Raw genomic sequence first — 17,521 nt, 5'->3', positions numbered from 1 at the left:
AAAGGTGTCCATGGCCGCAGACAAGTCGGGACCCGACGCGATGCAGTCGCTGATCAAGGCCGCCGAGGCCGCCGAGGCCGGCCCGGGCGGATACCCGCCGGTGGAGAAATGGGAGCCGGAGGCGTGCGGGGCGATGGATCTCGTCATCAAGCGCGACGGCTCCTGGTGGCACGAGGGGACGCGGATCGGCCGCGAGCGTCTCATCCGGCTGTTTTCGCGGATATTGCGAAAAGATGACGACGGAAAGACCTATCTCGTCACCCCGATCGAGAAGATCGAGATCACCGTCGAGGCCGCGCCCTTCCTGGCGGTGCGCGTCGACGCCGAGGGCGAAGGCGAGGACCGGCGCATCGCCTTCGCCACCAATATGGACGATCTCGTCGTCGCCGGGCCGGAGCATCCCCTGCGCGTCGAGCTCGGCCCGGACGGCGAGCCGGACCCGTACGTCCACGTGCGCGGACGGCTGGAGGCGCTGATCACGCGGGCGGCGTTCTACGATCTCGCCGAGCTCGCCGAGCCCGGCGAGGACGAAGACGGACAGCCGGTGATGGGCGTGTGGAGCCGCGGCGTCTTCTTCCCGCTGGGCCCGCGGCCGTGAGTCCGGCGCGGCTGATCCATCAGGCGCCCGAGGCGATCGTCGCCCGCGTCGAGCGCGCGCTCGATCCCGTCGCGGGCGATCACCGCCGGCCGCGCCGCAGCGATTTCGATCTCGACGAGGTCGACGCGCCGGCGGGCCGGCGGCTCAGACCGGCCGCCGTGCTGGCGCTGATGGTGCGCCATCCCGACCGGGTGACCCTGCTGTTCACGAAGCGCGCCGATCATCTGCAGGCCCATGCCGGCCAGATCAGCTTTCCCGGCGGGCGGCAGAATGTCGGCCGCGAGACGCTGGCCGAATGCGCGCTCCGGGAGACCGAGGAGGAGATCGGCCTGGCGCCGGAGAAGGTCCGCCTGCTCGGCCGCTGGGACGCCTACGAGACGGTGACCGGCTTCGCCGTGACGCCCTTCGTCGGGATCGCCGAGGCCGGCTTCGAGATGACGATCGATCCCGGCGAGGTCGCCGAGGTGTTCGAAACCCCGTTCGATTTCCTGATGAATCCCGCTAACCACCGGCTCGAGGAGCGCGAGTTCCGCGGCGTTCTGCGCCGCTATTACGCCATGCCCTGGAAAGGGCGGTATATCTGGGGCGCCACGGCGGGCATGCTGAAGGCGTTGTCCGAGCGGCTGGCCCGGACGGGCTGACCGGACCGCGCTGGAGGAGACGATGCTCAGATTTCTGCTGGTGATGCTGCTGGTCTTCTTCCTGCCGTTCGCGGCGTGGTGCGTCTGGCGCGTCGTGTCGCCGCGCGCGGCCGGAGAGGGGCCGCCGGAGACGCCGGTGCAGATGCTCGCGCTGGCCGGCGCGGCGCTCGCCATCATCGCCATGCTGGGACTGGCCTTTCTCGGCGCGCGCGACGGCGATTCCGACGGGATCTATCGCCCGCCGAGCCTGCAGGACGGCCGCATCGATCCCGGCGGATTCGACCCCGCCGAGGACGACGACGCCGATCCCACGCGCGAGCCGACTGGCTGAGGCCCGCCATGGCGCCGCCCGCCGCCCTCGATCCGGCGCGCCAGCCCTGGATGCGCGACCTGCGCGCCGTCGCGGTGATGCAGGCGCTGTCGCCCGACGACGCGGATACGGCGCGCTTCGTCGGCGGCTGCGTGAGGAACGCGCTGATGGGGATCGAAGTCGACGATGTCGACATCGCCACCACGCTCACGCCCGACGAGGTCACGGCCGCGCTCGAGGCGGCGAAGCTGCGCGCCGTGCCCACCGGCGTCGAGCACGGCACGGTCACGGCGGTCTCCGGCGGCAAGCCCTACGAGATCACCACGCTCAGGAAGGACGTCGAGACGTTCGGCCGGCGCGCGGTGGTCGCCTACACCACGGACTGGGCCGAGGACGCCGCCCGGCGCGATTTCCGCCTCAACGCGATCTACGCCCGCCCCGACGGGACGCTGTTCGATCCCTTCGACGGGGCGACCGACGCCGCGGCCGGACGCATCGTCTTCATCGGCGAGGCCCGCGAGCGCATCGCCGAGGATTTCTTGCGCATCCTGCGCTTCTACCGCTTCAACGCCTGGTACGGGCGAACCGGCATCGATCCCGAGGGCCAGGCGGCCTGCGTGGCGATGCGCTCCGGGCTGACGGAGCTGTCCGCCGAACGGGTGTGGAAGGAGCTCAAGAAGCTGCTCGCCGCGCCCGATCCGCGCGCCGCGCTGGCGGCGATGCAGGAAGGCCACGTTCTCGACGAACTCGTCCCGGGCCCGCTCGACTTCGACCGCCTCGTACGCATAATCGTTAACGATATCGAGAAGTCTCGCCCGCCCGACCCGGTCCTCAGGGTCGCCGCGTTGGCGGGGGGAGGCGCTGAGAGGGTGGACGCGCTCTGCACCGCGATGAAGGTCTCCAAGGCCGAACGCGCCCGGCTCGAGGGAGCCGCGACGGCGCCGCGCGTCGCCCCGGGACTGGATGATCGCGCCCGCCGCGCCGCCCTTTACCGGCTCGGTTCCGAGACCTTTTCCGACCAGATCCGGCTGTCCGAGGCCGAAGGCGAGGGCGATCCCGCCCGCGCCGAGGCCGATCTCGCCGCGGCGAAGACGTGGGAGCGCCCGGCCTTTCCCGTGCGCGGCGCCGATCTCAAGGCCATGGGCTACAAGCCCGGCCCGGCGATGGGCGCGGCGCTCGACCGGCTGAAGCGCGCCTGGATCGAGTCCGATTTCAGTCTCGACCGCGAGGCCCTGCTGGCGATGGCCCGGGAGCCGGACTCATGAGCGGGCGCGAGGAGAAGCGCGAGCCGATCAAGGTGTTCCGGCGGTCGATCGACGCGATGAAGGCGTTCGAGTATCTCGATCGCGAGTGGATCGAGCGCGCCTTCATCGCCTTCCTGACGCGTCAGGAGAAGAAGGAGAAGAAGGAGAAGTCGCACGACGGTCCGCTGCGCACGCTCGGGCGGATCCTCACCTCGCTCATCCCCGGCTGGCCGCACCGCGAGAAGTCGGTCGCCGAGCGCTGGGTGCGCGGCTTCAATCCGCCCGAGGCGCATCTGCTGCGCGACGTGCTCGCCCACGTGCCCCACAACACGCGCCGGCGCGGCGCCGGGCCGCGGCGCAACCCGCCCTCGCTGGAGCGCCTGATCGCGCGTCACGACGAGGACGAGGTGAAGCTGGTCGCGAAATTCCTGATCGAATCCGGGCTCGAGGAGACCGGCTTTCCCGTGCGCGTCTTCGGCGAGGCGGCCGAGAAGCCGGTTTCGGAGCTGACGGGCGAAACCGGCACGCCCGACCGCGATCCCCACAAGGCCGGCGCGCTGAGCACGCTCACCGGCGGCCTGCTCTACCGCTTCGCCTACGACAATGACGGCCCGCTCAACTGGGACGACGCGCGCAAGATCTTCCGCTCCCAGGGCATCTACCGGGTCTATGTCTGTCCGCCCGAGCAGGCCTATGTCGAGCACCGGCTGCTGCTGATCCGGCTCGAGGACGGCGGCTCGATCATCCGCGCCGCCGAGATCCGCCAGCACCGCCACGGCTTCGGCGTGCGCGGGGGCTATGTCATCCCCGCCAGCGGGGTGAACACGCTGGTGCTGTCCTCGGACTTCTCCCAGGCCAAGATCGCCGAGATGGTCGAGGCGCTGCTCGGCCCGGGCGAGCGCGACGCGCTCTTCCCCGCCGGGGCGGGCGACGCCGACAAGGGCTCGTCCTTCCTGCAGGAGCACCAGCTCGGCTTCTACACCCTGCTCAATCGCGGCGGCGGCGAGGTGCGCGGCTCGGTGCTCGACGGCCCGGCGCCGGCCGCGGCGACGGGCTATCGCGTCGAGGCCGAGGATCTCGGCCCGGTCGCGGAGAACGCGCTGGGCTTCCTGACCACCGAGCAGATCGAGCAGCTCGCCCCGCGCGACCGCATCATGATCGCCTCGGTCACCTCGGGCCCCTCGGTCAGCATCGAGCTGGGGTAGGGGGCGGATCGCCGCAATTTCAGCGCCCCCCTCGTGGGGGTGAGAGCCGCCGCGCATCGCGCGCGAAACGCTCCGGGGGAGCGTTTCGAGGCTCGAACGGACGGACCGAAGGTCCGGCCGGGTGGGGGGCGTTGCTTATGAAACCCCGGCCGACCGGAGGGAGAGCCGGGGCCTCCCGGCGGCCAATCGCGAAGAGGTCCCGGATCGCGCCTGCGGCGCGTCCGGGAGTTCAATCACCCCACCCCGCTCGCTGCGCTCGCGACCCTCCCCATCAAGGGGAGGGAGGGCGACATCGCTTGGCCTCTGCAAGTCGGTCCTTGGGTCACCCGCTTTCGCGGGTGCAGGCAAGCCCAAGGACCGGGAGATTGAAAGACTAAGGCCACCTCGCCTCGGGCGGCATGGAGGACAGGATCGCCTCGACGTTTCCGCCGGTCTCGAGGCCGAACTTCGTGCCGCGGTCGTAGAGCAGGTTGAACTCGGCGTAGCGGCCCCGCCGGACGAGCTGCTCTTCGCGGTCGGCCTCCGTCCAGGCCGTGTCGAGGCGCCGCCGGACGATTTCCGGGTAGATGGTGAGGAAGGCCTCGCCGACATCCTTCGTGAAGGCGAAGTCGGCGTCGAAATCGCCGGTGTCGAGATGATCGTAGAAAATCCCGCCGACGCCGCGCGGCTCGTTCCTGTGCTTCACCCAGAAATACTCGTCGCACCAGGCCTTGAAGCGGGCGTGGTAGTCGGGATCGTGGGCGTCGCAGGCCGCCTTCGCCGCAGCGTGGAAGTCGCGCGCGTCGGCGAAGTGTTCCGAGCGCTGGTAGTCCTGCGTCGGGTTGAGGTCCATGCCGCCGCCGAACCAGTTCACCGTCGTGGTGATGAAGCGCGTGTTCATGTGCGCGGCGGGGACGTGGGGATTGCGCATGTGGGCGATCAGCGACACGCCGGTGGCGAAGAAGCGCGGATCCTCGGCCGCGCCGCGCACCTGCTTGGCGAAGCCCTCGGAGAACGTCCCGTGGACGGTCGAGCAGTGCACGCCGACCTTCTCGAAGACGCGCCCGCGCATCAGTCCCATGACGCCGCCGCCCTGGTCCTCGGTTCCGTCGCCGCGCGTCCACGGGGTGCGCTCGAAGCGGCCCGGCGCGCCGGGATAGAGCGCGTCGGGGGCGTCGTCCTCGATCTGCTCGAAGGCCGCGCAGATGCGGTCGCGCAGGTTCTCGAACCAGGCCCGGGCGGCCTGGCGGCGGGCGTCGAGCGCCTCGGGGCTGGGAGCGGGGGCGGAGGCGGCGTCGGACATGGTGCGCGGGACTCGCGGCTGGCTGCGGAACGCGCGGAGAAAACCCGCCCGGCGCGCGCGAGGCAAGCGCCGCGGCGCCGCGCTCTGGCGCCATGCGCGTCGCGCGGCTAGGTTCGCGCGCTCAATCAGGGGCCTGACCGCGAAACCGTTCATGACCGACGCCGCCACGCAAACCTCTCCGCTCGACGCGCTGCGCCGCGCGCGGGCGACCGAGCACCTGCTGAAGATCTCCGCGGAGTGCCGCCAGCTCCTGGTCGACGGTCCGCCGCTGGGCAATCTCTGGGCGGAGGTCGCCGACCGGGCGCTGGAGGCGGGCGACGACATCGCCGCGCGCGACGCCGCCCTCAAGCTCACCGAGGCCGCGCCGGAGCATCCCCAGTCCTGGCTGTGGCTGGCCGGCGCCCACGCCGCGCTCGGCGATCACGCCGCCGCGCTGGCCGCGATCGAGGCCCAGCTGCAGCGTCACCCGAACGACGCCGCGCTGCACCGGCGCGCCGGTCGCGCGAAGCTCGATCTCGGCCAGTTCGCCGGCGCGGAGGCGTCGTTTCGGCGCGCGCTCGACATCCAGCCCTTCGACGCGCTCTCCCGCGAGGGCCTCGCCCAGGCCAGGACCTTCACGCCGGGCGACGACGATCTCGCGGTGATGGAGGACGCGCGCCTCAAGCTCGCCGAAGCGCCCGCGCGCGATCGCGGCGTGCTGTCCTATGCGCTGGCCAAGGCCTACGAGGATGTCGGCGAGCACGAGGTCGCCGCGCGCCGCGTCGCCGAGGCCGCGGCCTTCTACCGCGACAGCGCCCCGTTCGACATCGTCGGCCACGAGGCCGGCGTCGACCACATGCTCGAGACCTATGACGAACGTTTCGCCGGCGCCAATGACGAGGCGGGCCTGGTCGATTCGCGGCCGGTCTTCATCATCGCCCCGCCCGCGGCCGGGGCGAGCTGGCTGTCGCGCGTGCTCGCCGCCGAGGACGACGTCCGCGCGCTCGAGCGCGGCAACGGCGTGTTCTGGATGTCGGCCGCGCCGCTGGGCGACCAGGGCCCCGAGGCGCTCGCCCGCGCGCTGGAGCAGGGCGGCGAGGAGAACGTGCTCGCCCAGGTCGGCCGGACCTACGCCCGGTATGTCGAGGAGCGGTTCGGCAAGATCCGCCGCTGGATCGACCCGGCCGCGCTCAACGAGATATCGGGCGGCGCGATCGGGCTGTCGCTGCCCGCGGCGCGCGTCGTGCGCATCACTCGCGATCCGCGCGACCTGGCCTGGGCGATCCTCAAGCGGCGCTTCCGCCGCGGCCGGCACTGGAGCTATCACGCCGATGACATCGCGCGCGTGCTCGCCGCCCAGGAGCGCCTGGTGGGGCGCTGGGCGCAGCTCTTCCCCGACCGGATCCTCACCGTGCGCTACGAGGATCTCGCGACCGATCTCGAGGACGAGATCCGGCGCATCGCCTTCTTCACCGGCGTCGACGCCGAAGCCGCGCTGGCCGAGGCCTGGCTCACCAAGGCGCTGTTCGAGCGCGACCCCGTCGGCGTCCACGAACGCGCCGGTTCGCGCTTCGAGCCGATCGAGGCGGCGCTTGGCCGGGCGGGCGTGGTCTGAGGTGATCCGGATAATCAGGTTGAAAAAGCGGGGGGTCCGTTTTAATCCGCCGTCTGACCGGCGCGCGCGGCGCGCCTGCGTCGACAGGACGCAAGGCGCGCGGGGTCGTACGCGCTAAGTCTTGACGCGCCGTCCAGGGGCGCGTCTGCGGCGTCCGCCGCGAATCGGATCACGCCCGCCGGACGGGCCAGAGGATGCGAGAGGGCTGCACGTGACCGACGTGAATGCTTCCGAGCGCCAGGGCGAAGAGCCGACCCGGCGCGACTTCATCTACATCGCCGCGGGCGGCGCGGCCGCCGTGGGCGGCGCGTTCGTGCTGTGGCCGTTCATCGACCAGATGAACCCGGCCGCCGACACCCTGGCGATGGCCTCGATCCGCACGCCGATCGATACCGTCGCCGAGGGCGAGCAGGTCACGATCATGTGGCGCGGCGGGCCGGTCTTCATCCGCCACCGCACCGCCGCGGAGATCGAATCCGCCCGCGCCGTCGAGCTCGTCCAGCTGCCCGACCAGGACGCGCGCAACGAGAACGAGCCCAACGCGCCGGCGACCGACGAGAACCGCTCGGCGCTCGCCGCCCTCGTCGACGAGGGCGTCGAGGTCGACGAGGAGACGCGGGCGAAATTCATCATCATGAAGGCCAACTGCACGCACCTGGGCTGCGTGCCGGTCGGCGAGTCGGGCGATTATGACGGCTGGTTCTGCCCGTGCCACGGCTCGCACTACGACACGGCCGGCCGCATTCGCCGCGGCCCGGCGCCGGAGAACCTTCACGTGCCGCCGTATTCCTTCGTGTCGGCGACCACGATCCAGATCGGCTGACGGGGCATAAGATGAGCGGACCGAGCACCTACGAACCGAAGACGGGCTTCACCCGCTGGCTCGACCAGCGCATGCCCATCATCCGGCTGAGCTACGATTCCTTCGTGGATTTCCCGACGCCGCGGAACCTGAACTACTGGTACACCTTCGGCGGCATCCTGACGCTGTGCCTCGTCGTGCAGATCGTCACCGGCATCGTGCTGGCGATGCACTACGTGCCGCATGTCGACATGGCGTTCGCGAGCGTCGAACGCATCGACCGCGACGTGAATTTCGGCTGGCTTTTGAGAAACATCCACGCCAACGGCGCGTCGATGTTCTTCCTGGCGGTCTATCTGCACATGTTCCGCGGGCTGTATTACGGCTCCTACAAGGCGCCGCGCGAGCTGCTGTGGATCCTGGGCGTGGTGATCTTCATCCTGATGATGGCCGCCGCCTTCATGGGCTATGTCCTGCCCTGGGGCCAGATGTCGTTCTGGGGCGCGACCGTGATCACCAACCTGTTCGGCGCGCTGCCGATCATCGGCGAGCCGGTGACGCAGTGGCTGTGGGGCGGTTTCTCGGTCGGCAACGCGACGCTCAACCGCTTCTTCTCGCTGCACTACCTGATCCCGTTCCTGATCGCGGGCGTGGTCGGGCTGCACGTCTGGGCGCTGCACGTGCCGGGCAACAACAACCCGACGGGCATCTCGGTGAAGTCGTCGCGCGACACGCTGCCCTTCCACCCGTACTACACGACGAAGGACGGCTTCGCGCTGGTCGTGTTCCTCGTGATCTTCGCCTTCTTCGTCTTCTACTGGCCCGACGCGCTCGGCCACGCCGACAACTACATCCCGGCCGATCCGCTGGTGACGCCGTCCCACATCGTGCCGGAATGGTATCTGCTGCCCTTCTACGCGATCCTGCGGGCGGTCCCGAGCAAGCTCATGGGCGTGCTCTTGATGTTCGGCTCGATCGGCGTGCTGTTCATCCTGCCCTGGCTGGACACCTCGAAGGTGCGCTCGATGCGCTACCGTCCGCTGGCGCGCTGGTTCTTCCTGTTCTTCATCATCGCCTGCCTGGGCCTGGGCTGGTGCGGCGCGAAGAGCCCGGACGAGATCGCCTTCCCGATGGGGACCAACGCCGAGGGCGAGGCGACGGGGGTCAACTTCCTGTGGCTGGCCCGCGTGCTGACCGTCTACTACTTCGCCTACTTCCTCGCGATCCTGCCGCTGCTGGGCTTCATCGAGAAGCCGAAGCCGCGCCCGGCCTCGATCGAGGCCTCGGTGCTCGGCGGCAAGAGCGAGCCGAACGCCGCCGCGCAGCCGGCCCCGGCCGAATAGGAGATTGGACCGATGCGACTGATCAACCGTCTCCTGATCGCCGCCGCCGCCGCGCTGTCGCTGGCCGCGCCGGGTCTGGCCGCCGAGGAAACCCATCATCCCGAGGAGCACCAGTGGTCGTTCGAGGGGCCGTTCGGCACGTTCGACCGCGCCGCGCTGCAGCGGGGCTTCCAGGTCTACGAGCAGGTCTGCTCGGCGTGCCACTCGCTGGATTACGTCTCCTTCGCCGATCTCGGCCGGGAGGGCGGCCCGTTCCATAACGAGGAATACGCCAATCCGAACGAGAACCCGGTCGTGCGCGCCATCGCCGCGGAGTACATGATCACCGACGGGCCGGACGATTTCGGCGACATGTTCGAGCGTCCCGGCCGGCCAGCGGACAATTTCCCCAGCCCCTACGCCAATGACCAGCAGGCCCGCGCGGCCAATGGCGGGGCGCTGCCGCCGGACCTGTCCGTGATCACCAAGGCCCGCCAGGGCGGCCCGGAATATATCCGGTCGCTGCTGCTGGGATACGGCGAGGAGCCGCCCGAGGACCTCAATGTCCGCCCCGGGCTCTACTACAACCCGTACTTCTCCGGCGGGCTGATCGCGATGCCGCCGCAGCTGCAGGACGGCCTCGTCGAGTACGCCGACGGCACCGAGGCCACCGCCGATCAGATGGCCCACGACGTGGTCGCCTTCCTGACCTGGGCGGGCGAGCCGCACATGGAGGCCCGCAAGCGCATGGGCATGATGGTGATGATCTATCTGCTCATCCTGTGCGCCCTGCTGTGGGCGGCCTACAAGCAGGTCTGGTCGCGGATCGAGCACTGATCCCGGCCGCACCGGAAAGACAGGGGGCCGCCCGGGCGATCGGGCGGCCCTTTTCGCGACCGCCGCCCGCCGGCGAAAGGGAGAGGACGCGATGAGCGATCGCTGGGTGCTCGGGATCATCGGCGGCTCGGGGCTCTACCAGCTGGACGGGCTGGAGGTCCTGAGCAAGGAGCGCGTGCACACGCCCTGGGGCGAGCCGTCGGGGCCGCTGGTGAAGGCGCGCCTCGAGGGCGTCGACGTGGTCTTCCTGCCCCGCCACGACGAGGGCCACCGCATCCCGCCCGGCGCGATCAACTACCGGGCCAATATCGATGCGCTCAAGCGCGCCGGCGTGACCGACGTGCTGTCGCTGTCGGCCTGCGGCTCGCTCAGGGAGTCGCTGCCGCCGGGGACGTTCGTCGTCGTCGACCAGTATGTCGACCGCACCTTCGCGCGCGAGAAGAGCTTCTTCGGCGAGGGCTGCGTCGCCCACGTCTCGATGGCGCGGCCGGTCTGCGCGCGGCTGTCGGCGATGGCCGCCGGCGCTGCGCGGGCGGCCGGGCCGAAGAAGGTCCACGAGGGCGGGACCTATCTGGTGATGGAGGGGCCGCAATTCTCCACCGTCGCCGAGAGCCATCTCTACCGGTCCTGGGGGATGGATCTCATCGGCATGACCAACATGCCCGAGGCCAAGCTCGCCCGCGAAGCCGAGCTGCCCTACGCCAGCGTCGGCATGGTCACCGACTGGGACTGCTGGAAGTTCGAGGGCGCGGAGGTGAGCGTCACCGACGTGCTCGCCGTGCTGAAGGACAACGCCGCGAACGCCGCGGCGCTGGTGCGCAATCTCGCCGCGACGATGGCCGCGACGCCGCGCACGCCGAGCCCGGACGGGATCGAGACCGTGCTTGATACGGCGATCATCACCCCGCCGGAGCATCGCGAGCCCGAGCTCCTGGCGAAACTCGACGCGGTCGCGGGGCGCGTTATAAGCTGAGCCCATGATGCGCGGCCTGACGATCGCGGGCCTTGCAGCCGCGTTCGTCTCGATGGCGGCTGCAGCCTCCGAGGTCCAGATTCCCGGGCGCCTCGCCCTGGCCGGCTCGGGCGTGCGCGTCGTCTGCCAATTTCCCGACGAGACGGTGCGCCACGTGATGACCGTCGCCCTGCTCGAGCGCGGCGGGCGCGACGAGGTCGCGCTGACGGCGGCCCACGGGCTGGGCGGCGATCCGCGCGCGGCGGCGCGTCACTGCGTGCTGACCGCCGGCGGAGAACGGCTGCGGCTCTCGCGCGTGCACGCCGGAAGCGGGCGGTCGGACGCCGCGGACTGGGCCGTCCTCGTCGCCGAGGGACGGTTCGACGACGATACGCCGCGCTTCACTCCGGCCCGGCTCGGCCCGGAGGTGCGCGCCATTCCCGTGCGCGTCGTGCTCGATGAACGCCGGCAGCCGGGCTGCCGGCTGGCGGAGGATTCCGGCGGTTACGCGCCGCGCGAGCGCATCCGGGCGCACACCTGTCCGTCGCTGCCGGGGTATTCCGGCGCGCCGGTCATCGCCCAGATGGGCGGGCGACCCTACCTGGTCGGCGTCCATCTCGGCAGCGTCATCGATCTCAGGAGCGGCCGGCGCGCGGCCGGGCGCGTCCGCGTGCTCGATGCGGAGATCCTCGGCGCGATCGCCACGCTCAGCGGCTAAGTCTATGATTTCTTGTCCTTAATCAGATTTATCCACATTCTGTGAAAAAGGCGTCGCATCGCGTAGCCGATATCCGCAGGTCGGGGCCCGTTCGACGCGCGGGAAATGCATGTATACGATACCGTCCGAGGTCCTGAAGCGCGGCGCATTTCGCCCATCAATTTAATGAAAACAATTGCTTGCGGCGGGTTTGTGAAATTTCCACCCTGCGGCTTTTTCTCCGCATCCGGATCGATTACAGTTTCATGACAGTCCGGTGTCATAAACGCAACAACCGGATCGACGCCGCCTGAACCCCTCCGCAGGAGACCCGGCCTGCGTCCGAAGGCGAGCGGTTCGATCCCAACATCAGACCGTCGTGATCAGAACGACGGCGAAGGGAGACGAAACCATGACCATCAGGACGCTTCTCGGCGCGAGTTTCGCCGGCGCCGCGCTGGCGCTGTCCGCCGGCGCCGCCGCCGGAGCCCAGAGCCCGCACGCCGCCTCCGACTTCACCTTCTCGGTGGCGCGCGAGAATCTCGACAGCCGCGCCGACGCGCGCGTCGTCTATCGCCGCCTGACGCAGGAGGCGCGGCGCTATTGCGATCGCTTCGCCGCGGAGGCCGCCTGCGTGGAGGATGTCGTCTCGACCGTGGTCGCGCGCGTGGGCCATCCCGAGCTCGACGCGGTTCACGCCCGCGAGCGCGGCGGCGAGGCGCGCCGCTACAACGTCTCGACGCGCCCGGGCGGCTGACCGCTGCGAGGCGATTTCGCACGGACGGGGCGTCTCCGGGAGACCGGAGGCGCCCTCTCTTTCGCAGCGAAGGCTTTGCGCGCGCCGCGCACGGCTGCTAGGCCTTCGAGGCAAGCGTCGTCTCAAGCCGCAGAGCGGTCGGCTCCATCCTTTCCGGCGGCGCGCCGCCGACCGTCACGAATCCGAAGGACTGCCATGAAACTGTCTGAAGACCAGGCCGCCACGGTCAAGGCGCAGCTGGGCGCCGATCCGATCCCGTCCGACGAGCCGGCCGTTGGCCAGCTCACCGAGGCGTTCGGCGATCATACCTTTTATCTCGACGCCAACGGGCTGATCATCTTCGAGGAGACCGAGGACGAGAACGACGCCGCGCGCGCTGTCGTCGTCGCCGTCTGGGCCGACGAGGACAAGACCCAGCTCGGCGGCATCGACCCGCACCCGACCGACACGGTCGTGGACTTCGCCGGCGGCGGGGGCGACAGCGCGGCCTGACGCGCTGCGCGGCTTGACGCCGCGTCCGGGCCTCTGGACTCTCCGCGCGATTTCAGCGCGGGGAGTCGTTTGCTCATGAATCATATCAGGGACGCCATCCGGACCATCCCGGACTATCCCAAGCCCGGGATCATGTTCCGCGACGTCACGACCCTGCTCGGCGACGCCTCCGCGTTCCGGGCCGCCGTCGACGCCATGGTGTTTCCCCACGCCGGGTCCAAGATCGACAAGGTCGCCGGCATTGAAGCCCGCGGCTTCATCCTCGGCGGGGCCGTCGCCCACCAGCTCTCGGTCGGATTCCTGCCGGTCAGGAAGACCGGCAAGCTGCCCGCCGAAACGCTCTCCCAATCCTACGAGCTCGAATACGGGACCGACGCCGTCGAGATCCACGCCGACGCGGTGACGCCCGGCGAGAAGGTCCTCGTCGTCGACGATCTCGTCGCCACCGGCGGCACCGCCGAGGCCGCGATCCAGCTCCTGCGCCGGGCCGGCGCCGACGTCGTCGGTTGCTCCTTCGTCGTCGACCTGCCCGATCTCGGCGGGGCGAAGCGGATCGAGGCGCTCGGGGTCAAGGTTGCGAGCCTCGTCGCGTTCGAGGGAGACTGAACCGGCGCGAGAGGAGGGACAGCCCCATGTTCATCGGCCATTACGGGCCCGCCTTCGCCGGGCCGCGCTTCGTGAAAACCGTGCCGCTCTGGGCGCTGTTCCTGTCGGTGCAGATCGTCGACGTCGCCTGGGGAATATTCGTCGCGCTCGGGATCGAGCGCGTGCGCGTCGAGCCGGGCTTCACCGCGATGAGCCCGTTCGACCTCTATCACATGCCCTGGACCCACTCGCTCCTCGCCGCGCTGGCCTGGGCGGTCGCGATCGGGGCGGTCTACGCGGTCTTCGCCCGCGCCGACCGGATCGCCGGGGCGGTCGTTATGGGGCTCGCCTCGTTCTCGCACTGGCTTCTGGACCTGATCGTCCACGTCCCGGACCTGCCGCTCTGGCCGGGCGGGCCGAAGGTCGGCTTCGGGCTGTGGAACAACTATCCCGCCGCGCTCGGGCTCGAGGTCGTCGTGCTGCTGGCGGGCTTCGCGCTCTATCTCGCCGCGACCCGGCCGAAGACGCCGCTCGGGCGCTGGACGCCATGGGGGCTGGTCGCGCTGCTCGGCCTGTTCGAGGGCTTTCACCTGACCAACCCGCCCGAGGGCGGCCGCGTCATGGTCGGGCTGTCGACGACGGCGGTGTTCCTGATCCTCACGCTCGCGGCCTGGGGCGTCGACCGGACGCGACAGGCGAAGTAGGGGCGGGGGGCGCCGCTCACCCCCTCACCCCGACCCTCTCCCCCTCGAAAGGGGGAGAGGGGGCGCTATGGCGATGCGGGGTGGAAGCTTTGGGCATTTGCGTCCGGCGTCGACGTTGAAGAATAAATCGCGACCCTGACGTCCCTTCTCCCCTCCTTGAGGGGAGAAGTAAGATGAGGGGAGGGCGCGCCGCGATCGCCGAACCGTCGGCTTCACGCCTCCGCCGTCACCACGTGCGCCGCCATCGGCGCGACGAGCGTCCCGTCGGCCCGGAGATGATCGCCGAGGCGGGCCGCGAACGCCTCGATCAGCCCGGCGACCACGGCGTCGCTGGCGGGATCGTCGGGATCGACGATCGGCGTCAGCGTTCCGTCGGCGTCCGGCCGGGCGAGAAAGCGGATGTCGAACAGCGGCAGGGTCTCGAGATCCGGCAGGCGCGTCATGAGGCTTTCCCGCTCCAGCGATCGCACCGCGAAGCCCGCATCCTCGACGAGCGTTCGCAGCGCATCGGCGTCGCCCAGAGAGAACGGCTTGAGCGGCGTCAGGTCCGCGCCGAGCCGGTCGGCGACGGCGGCCTCCCAGGCGGCATAGACCGGCGCGCCGTCGACGGCCGTCCAGACCGCGGCGACGAGCCGTCCGCCGGGCTTGAGCACCCGGCGCGCCTCGGCCAGCGCGGCCGGCTTGTCGGGGAAGAATTGCAGGCCCTGCTGGATGAAGGCCGCGTCGAAGGCGTCGTCGTCATAGGGCAGGGCGTCGGCCGGCGCGGCGTGGTAGGCGATGCGGTCGGCGAGCCCTTCGGCGGCGGCCAGCCGCGTCGCCTCGGCGATCATCGGTTCGGCGACGTCGGTTCCCGCGATCTCCGCGCCGGACGGATCGCGGCGGGCGATCGCGCGGGCCACCACGCCGGTGCCGCAGGCGATGTCGAGACAGGCCGCGCCCTCTGGCGCTTCGGTAGTGAGACGCTCGGCCCACGGCGCGAACACGCCCGGGGCGAGACGGGCCTCGTAGACCTCGGCGGTCGAGCGCCCGGCCATGAAATCGGCGATGCGGGTCATCCGCGCGTCTCCCTTCCGGCGGCGCGCGGACTATGCGCCGGGGCGGTCGAAAAGGGAAATCGGCGCGCGCTTAAGCGCTGACGACCCCCTCACCTGACCTCTCCCCCTTCAAGGGGGAGAGGAATTGGAGCCAGGCTCGACTGTTCGGGATGATGCTCGACCCCGACGTCCCTTCTCCCCTCCCTGAGGGGAGAAGTAAGATGAGGGGAGGAGGCGCGGTTTTCAGCCATGGGGCGGGGCATCGCCGACGACCCCCTCACCTGACCTCTCCCCCTTTCAGGGGGAGAGGGATTGGAGCCAGGCTCGATCCGCCTTCCTTCGTCATTCCCGCGAAGGCGGGAACCCAGAGAGGACTGAACGGCGTCCTGCGCTCTCTGGGTTCCCGACAGCCTTCGGCTTCGGGAATGACGGACGGATGCGCCGGCGCGCCTAGCGCTCGCCCTCGGCGACGAAGTCGCGGATGTCCTGGGCCAGCTGCTCGATCGAGGGCTGGTGCAAGTACATCATGTGGCCGGCCGGGTAGTAGGTGAGATTCACCCGGTCGGGGTCGTAGCCGGGCCGGTTGAACGTCATCTCCGTGGCGAAGAAGGGCGTCGCCATGTCGTAGATGCCGTTGGTCGCCAGCACGCGCAGCTCGGCGTTCTGGCGCATCGCGCGCTCGAGCCAGATCGAGACGTTGACGTAGGAGTTGTCGCCGCCGGCCGGGCCGGCGTCCCAGTTCCACTCGCGCACGCCGCCGAGCGTGGTGTAGGGCTCGGTGATGTCGACGCCGATCTCGCGGGTGAAGTGGTCGAGCATGGCCGCGGTGTAGCCGCCGTCGATGCCGTAGCCGGAGGGATCGCCCTCGGGGCTGTCGGAGACCGCGTCGGGCTCGACCCCGGTGAAGCGGCCGTCGAAGCGGCCGACCGAGAGGCCCTCGTCGCGCAGCAGTTCGGTGCGGAAGTTCGACAGGCTCACGCGCATGTTGGCGCGGCGGATATAGGTCTCCGACAGGCCGGTGAACTCGGCCAGCCGCGCGATCACCGCGTCGCGGCGATCGGGATCGATGTCCTGGCCGCGCAGCAGGGCGGGCATGTACTCGTCGGTGGCGAAGTCGCGCGCGTCCTCCAGGAAGGCGTCGTAGTCGCCGCCCCAGGCCGAGCGATCGACCTTCTCGTGATACCAGGCCGTCGCGGCGTAGCTCGGCATCAGGCCGACATAGCCCACGTCATTGCCCGGCGCGGTGTGGTCGAGCTTGAAGTCGAGCACGACCGAGACCAGCACGACGCCGTTGATCGCGACATCGTTCCAGCCCGCTTCGAGCTGGCGCATCAGCGCGCCGATGCGCGTCGTGCCGTAGCTCTCGCCGATCAGGTATTTCGGGGAGGCCCAGCGGCGGTTCTCGGTGAGCCAGATGCGGATGAATTCGGCGATGGACTCGGCGTCCTCGTCGACGCCCCAGAATTCCTCGGCCGGATCGGTCTCGCCCAGCGCCCGGCTCCAGCCGGTGCCGACGGGATCGATGAAGACCAGGTCGGCGATCCCGATCAGGCTCTCGGGATTGTCGCGCACGTCGAACGGCGCCGCGCCGTCGTCGCCCGGCGGCTCGGAGGGCAGGACCAGCCGGCGCGGGCCGACGACGCCCATGTGCAGCCACAGCGAGGCCGAGCCCGGCCCGCCGTTGAACACGAAGGCGACCGGACGCTCGGCGGGGTCGTCGACGCCGTCGCGCGTGTAGGTCGTGGTGAAGATCGAGGCCGTCGGGTTGCCGTCCTCGTCGCGCAGGAAGGTCTCGCCGGCGCGGACCGTGTAGCGGATGCGGCCCTCGCGGGTCTCGACCTGGCCGCGATTGGTCCATTCGCGCGGCTCGCGCGTCTCCTCGGCGCCGTTTCCGGCGTCCTCCTGCGCGGCGAGCGGCGCGCCGGCCAGCATGGCCGCGGCGAAGGCGGCGGCGATCGATCTGAGCATGCGTACTGTCTCCTTGCGGTGCATTCGCTGTCGCCGGGGCGCGGCGGGCCGGCCGAAACGGATCGGCGCGGTGAGTCGCGTCGTCTGGTCGGAGTCGCCGTCAGCCTCCCCCGGCTCTGTCGCGCGGCACCTTACGCCGCCCCGCCCGGGGGCTGAAGCCCGCGCGCATTAAACTGCTGCAAGATTCGCCCGGCTGCGGCGCCGTGACGCTGGCGTCGGCCGCGCGCCTGTGTTCATCATACGTTCCATGACGGAAGCGGACACGGAACGCGCGCTGCGCGAGGCGCTGGCCTACGCGCTGTGGCGGTCGCCCTGGCGCAAGGAATTGAAATCGCTCGACGCCTGTCGGGCGGCCGCTGGCGATCTCGTCCGCCACATGCAGCGCGCGCGCTTCGAGGTGAGCGAGCGCCCGCCGGTCGAGCCGCACGGAGGGCTCGCCCGCGGCGCCCCGGATGCGGATCGCTGAGCCGGCTCTGGCCGCGCCGGCGCCGAGGCGG

Annotated in this window: 19 protein-coding genes; 16 read left to right on the top strand and 3 right to left on the bottom strand. The window is 70.4% G+C overall.

What is annotated here, in order from left to right; genetic code table 11:
- The first annotated feature begins 10 nt into the window (after positions 1–10).
- From DDZ18_RS10985 to DDZ18_RS10965, 5 genes are read left to right on the top strand one after another with little or no spacing between them, the layout of a single operon-like run.
- A complete protein-coding gene (locus DDZ18_RS10985) occupies positions 11–598 on the top strand; it encodes a DUF1285 domain-containing protein (RefSeq protein WP_109253447.1) in 588 nt (195 codons plus the stop codon).
- A complete protein-coding gene (locus DDZ18_RS10980) occupies positions 595–1,239 on the top strand; it encodes an NUDIX hydrolase (protein ID WP_233245813.1) in 645 nt (214 codons plus the stop codon). Before DDZ18_RS10985 ends, DDZ18_RS10980 begins: the two co-directional genes overlap by 4 nt.
- 22 nt (positions 1,240–1,261) lie before the next feature.
- Positions 1,262–1,570, top strand: a complete 309-nt coding sequence (locus tag DDZ18_RS10975) for a DUF6111 family protein (protein ID WP_109253446.1) — start codon at positions 1,262–1,264, stop codon at positions 1,568–1,570.
- An 8-nt stretch (positions 1,571–1,578) separates the two neighbouring features.
- A complete protein-coding gene (locus DDZ18_RS10970) occupies positions 1,579–2,814 on the top strand; it encodes a CCA tRNA nucleotidyltransferase (RefSeq protein WP_233245812.1) in 1,236 nt (411 codons plus the stop codon).
- The gene (locus DDZ18_RS10965) at positions 2,811–3,998 is read left to right on the top strand and encodes a hypothetical protein (protein ID WP_109253445.1); all 1,188 of its coding nucleotides are present in this window, start codon (positions 2,811–2,813) and stop codon (positions 3,996–3,998) included. Before DDZ18_RS10970 ends, DDZ18_RS10965 begins: the two co-directional genes overlap by 4 nt.
- A gap of 373 nt (positions 3,999–4,371) precedes the next feature.
- On the opposite strand, the gene hemF is transcribed toward DDZ18_RS10965, so the two are convergent.
- A complete protein-coding gene (gene hemF / locus DDZ18_RS10960) occupies positions 4,372–5,280 on the bottom strand; it encodes an oxygen-dependent coproporphyrinogen oxidase (RefSeq protein ID WP_109253444.1) in 909 nt (302 codons plus the stop codon).
- Positions 5,281–5,431: 151 nt separating this feature from the next.
- Between hemF and DDZ18_RS10955 the strand changes: the two genes are divergently transcribed.
- From DDZ18_RS10955 to DDZ18_RS10910, 10 genes are all read left to right on the top strand, one after another.
- On the top strand, positions 5,432–6,874 hold the full coding sequence (locus DDZ18_RS10955; protein WP_158272135.1) for a tetratricopeptide repeat-containing sulfotransferase family protein: 1,443 nt from the start codon (positions 5,432–5,434) through the stop codon (positions 6,872–6,874).
- A gap of 211 nt (positions 6,875–7,085) precedes the next feature.
- Positions 7,086–7,697 carry a ubiquinol-cytochrome c reductase iron-sulfur subunit gene (gene petA / locus DDZ18_RS10950; RefSeq protein ID WP_233245811.1) on the top strand — a complete coding sequence of 204 codons (612 nt, stop codon included), beginning with the start codon at positions 7,086–7,088 and terminating at the stop codon, positions 7,695–7,697.
- A gap of 11 nt (positions 7,698–7,708) precedes the next feature.
- The gene (locus DDZ18_RS10945) at positions 7,709–9,019 is read left to right on the top strand and encodes a cytochrome b (protein ID WP_109253442.1); all 1,311 of its coding nucleotides are present in this window, start codon (positions 7,709–7,711) and stop codon (positions 9,017–9,019) included.
- A 12-nt stretch (positions 9,020–9,031) separates the two neighbouring features.
- Positions 9,032–9,835, top strand: a complete 804-nt coding sequence (locus DDZ18_RS10940; RefSeq protein WP_109253441.1) for a cytochrome c1 — start codon at positions 9,032–9,034, stop codon at positions 9,833–9,835.
- A 91-nt stretch (positions 9,836–9,926) separates the two neighbouring features.
- Positions 9,927–10,808 carry an S-methyl-5'-thioadenosine phosphorylase gene (locus DDZ18_RS10935; protein ID WP_109253440.1) on the top strand — a complete coding sequence of 294 codons (882 nt, stop codon included), beginning with the start codon at positions 9,927–9,929 and terminating at the stop codon, positions 10,806–10,808.
- A gap of 4 nt (positions 10,809–10,812) precedes the next feature.
- Positions 10,813–11,505: a trypsin-like serine peptidase gene (locus DDZ18_RS10930; RefSeq protein WP_109253439.1), complete on the top strand. Its 693-nt coding sequence runs from the start codon at positions 10,813–10,815 to the stop codon at positions 11,503–11,505.
- Between the two features lie 391 nt (positions 11,506–11,896).
- Positions 11,897–12,241, top strand: coding sequence for a UrcA family protein (locus DDZ18_RS10925; RefSeq protein ID WP_109253438.1), 345 nt, complete (start codon positions 11,897–11,899; stop codon positions 12,239–12,241).
- A 195-nt stretch (positions 12,242–12,436) separates the two neighbouring features.
- Positions 12,437–12,733 carry a hypothetical protein gene (locus tag DDZ18_RS10920; RefSeq protein WP_109253437.1) on the top strand — a complete coding sequence of 99 codons (297 nt, stop codon included), beginning with the start codon at positions 12,437–12,439 and terminating at the stop codon, positions 12,731–12,733.
- Between the two features lie 75 nt (positions 12,734–12,808).
- A complete protein-coding gene (locus DDZ18_RS10915) occupies positions 12,809–13,339 on the top strand; it encodes an adenine phosphoribosyltransferase (RefSeq protein WP_109253436.1) in 531 nt (176 codons plus the stop codon).
- A gap of 26 nt (positions 13,340–13,365) precedes the next feature.
- Positions 13,366–14,022, top strand: a complete 657-nt coding sequence (locus DDZ18_RS10910) for a hypothetical protein (RefSeq protein ID WP_109253435.1) — start codon at positions 13,366–13,368, stop codon at positions 14,020–14,022.
- A 212-nt stretch (positions 14,023–14,234) separates the two neighbouring features.
- Here the strand turns inward: DDZ18_RS10910 and DDZ18_RS10905 are convergent, their stop codons facing one another.
- Complete coding sequence (locus DDZ18_RS10905) at positions 14,235–15,077, bottom strand: class I SAM-dependent methyltransferase (protein ID WP_109253434.1); 843 nt, start codon at positions 15,075–15,077, stop codon at positions 14,235–14,237.
- 429 nt (positions 15,078–15,506) lie between these two features.
- On the bottom strand, positions 15,507–17,024 hold the full coding sequence (locus tag DDZ18_RS10900; protein WP_109253433.1) for a S10 family peptidase: 1,518 nt from the start codon (positions 17,022–17,024) through the stop codon (positions 15,507–15,509).
- 247 nt (positions 17,025–17,271) lie between these two features.
- Here DDZ18_RS10900 and DDZ18_RS10895 point away from each other — a divergent pair, with 247 nt between their 5' ends.
- Positions 17,272–17,490 carry a hypothetical protein gene (locus DDZ18_RS10895; protein WP_109253432.1) on the top strand — a complete coding sequence of 73 codons (219 nt, stop codon included), beginning with the start codon at positions 17,272–17,274 and terminating at the stop codon, positions 17,488–17,490.
- Positions 17,491–17,521 lie beyond the last annotated feature (31 nt).

Origin of the sequence: Marinicauda salina, assembly GCF_003122085.1 — a bacterium.
GTDB lineage: Bacteria > Pseudomonadota > Alphaproteobacteria > Caulobacterales > Maricaulaceae > Maricicauda_A > Maricicauda_A salina.
The sequence above is the reverse complement of the archived record's forward strand: the minus strand, read 5'-3'. Positions and strand labels throughout refer to the sequence as shown.

What these genes read in the sequence shown, in the direction of transcription:
- DDZ18_RS10985 (WP_109253447.1), top strand. Translation starts at nt 11, where the DNA reads ATGGCCGCAGACAAGTCGGGACCCGACGCGATGCAGTCGCTGATCAAG.
- DDZ18_RS10975 (WP_109253446.1), top strand. Translation starts at nt 1,262, where the DNA reads ATGCTCAGATTTCTGCTGGTGATGCTGCTGGTCTTCTTCCTGCCGTTC.
- DDZ18_RS10970 (WP_233245812.1), top strand. Translation starts at nt 1,579, where the DNA reads ATGGCGCCGCCCGCCGCCCTCGATCCGGCGCGCCAGCCCTGGATGCGC.
- DDZ18_RS10965 (WP_109253445.1), top strand. Translation starts at nt 2,811, where the DNA reads ATGAGCGGGCGCGAGGAGAAGCGCGAGCCGATCAAGGTGTTCCGGCGG.
- hemF (WP_109253444.1), bottom strand. Translation starts at nt 5,280, where the DNA reads ATGTCCGACGCCGCCTCCGCCCCCGCTCCCAGCCCCGAGGCGCTCGAC.
- DDZ18_RS10955 (WP_158272135.1), top strand. Translation starts at nt 5,432, where the DNA reads ATGACCGACGCCGCCACGCAAACCTCTCCGCTCGACGCGCTGCGCCGC.
- DDZ18_RS10945 (WP_109253442.1), top strand. Translation starts at nt 7,709, where the DNA reads ATGAGCGGACCGAGCACCTACGAACCGAAGACGGGCTTCACCCGCTGG.
- DDZ18_RS10940 (WP_109253441.1), top strand. Translation starts at nt 9,032, where the DNA reads ATGCGACTGATCAACCGTCTCCTGATCGCCGCCGCCGCCGCGCTGTCG.
- DDZ18_RS10935 (WP_109253440.1), top strand. Translation starts at nt 9,927, where the DNA reads ATGAGCGATCGCTGGGTGCTCGGGATCATCGGCGGCTCGGGGCTCTAC.
- DDZ18_RS10930 (WP_109253439.1), top strand. Translation starts at nt 10,813, where the DNA reads ATGATGCGCGGCCTGACGATCGCGGGCCTTGCAGCCGCGTTCGTCTCG.
- DDZ18_RS10925 (WP_109253438.1), top strand. Translation starts at nt 11,897, where the DNA reads ATGACCATCAGGACGCTTCTCGGCGCGAGTTTCGCCGGCGCCGCGCTG.
- DDZ18_RS10920 (WP_109253437.1), top strand. Translation starts at nt 12,437, where the DNA reads ATGAAACTGTCTGAAGACCAGGCCGCCACGGTCAAGGCGCAGCTGGGC.
- DDZ18_RS10915 (WP_109253436.1), top strand. Translation starts at nt 12,809, where the DNA reads ATGAATCATATCAGGGACGCCATCCGGACCATCCCGGACTATCCCAAG.
- DDZ18_RS10910 (WP_109253435.1), top strand. Translation starts at nt 13,366, where the DNA reads ATGTTCATCGGCCATTACGGGCCCGCCTTCGCCGGGCCGCGCTTCGTG.
- DDZ18_RS10905 (WP_109253434.1), bottom strand. Translation starts at nt 15,077, where the DNA reads ATGACCCGCATCGCCGATTTCATGGCCGGGCGCTCGACCGCCGAGGTC.
- DDZ18_RS10900 (WP_109253433.1), bottom strand. Translation starts at nt 17,024, where the DNA reads ATGCTCAGATCGATCGCCGCCGCCTTCGCCGCGGCCATGCTGGCCGGC.
- DDZ18_RS10895 (WP_109253432.1), top strand. Translation starts at nt 17,272, where the DNA reads ATGACGGAAGCGGACACGGAACGCGCGCTGCGCGAGGCGCTGGCCTAC.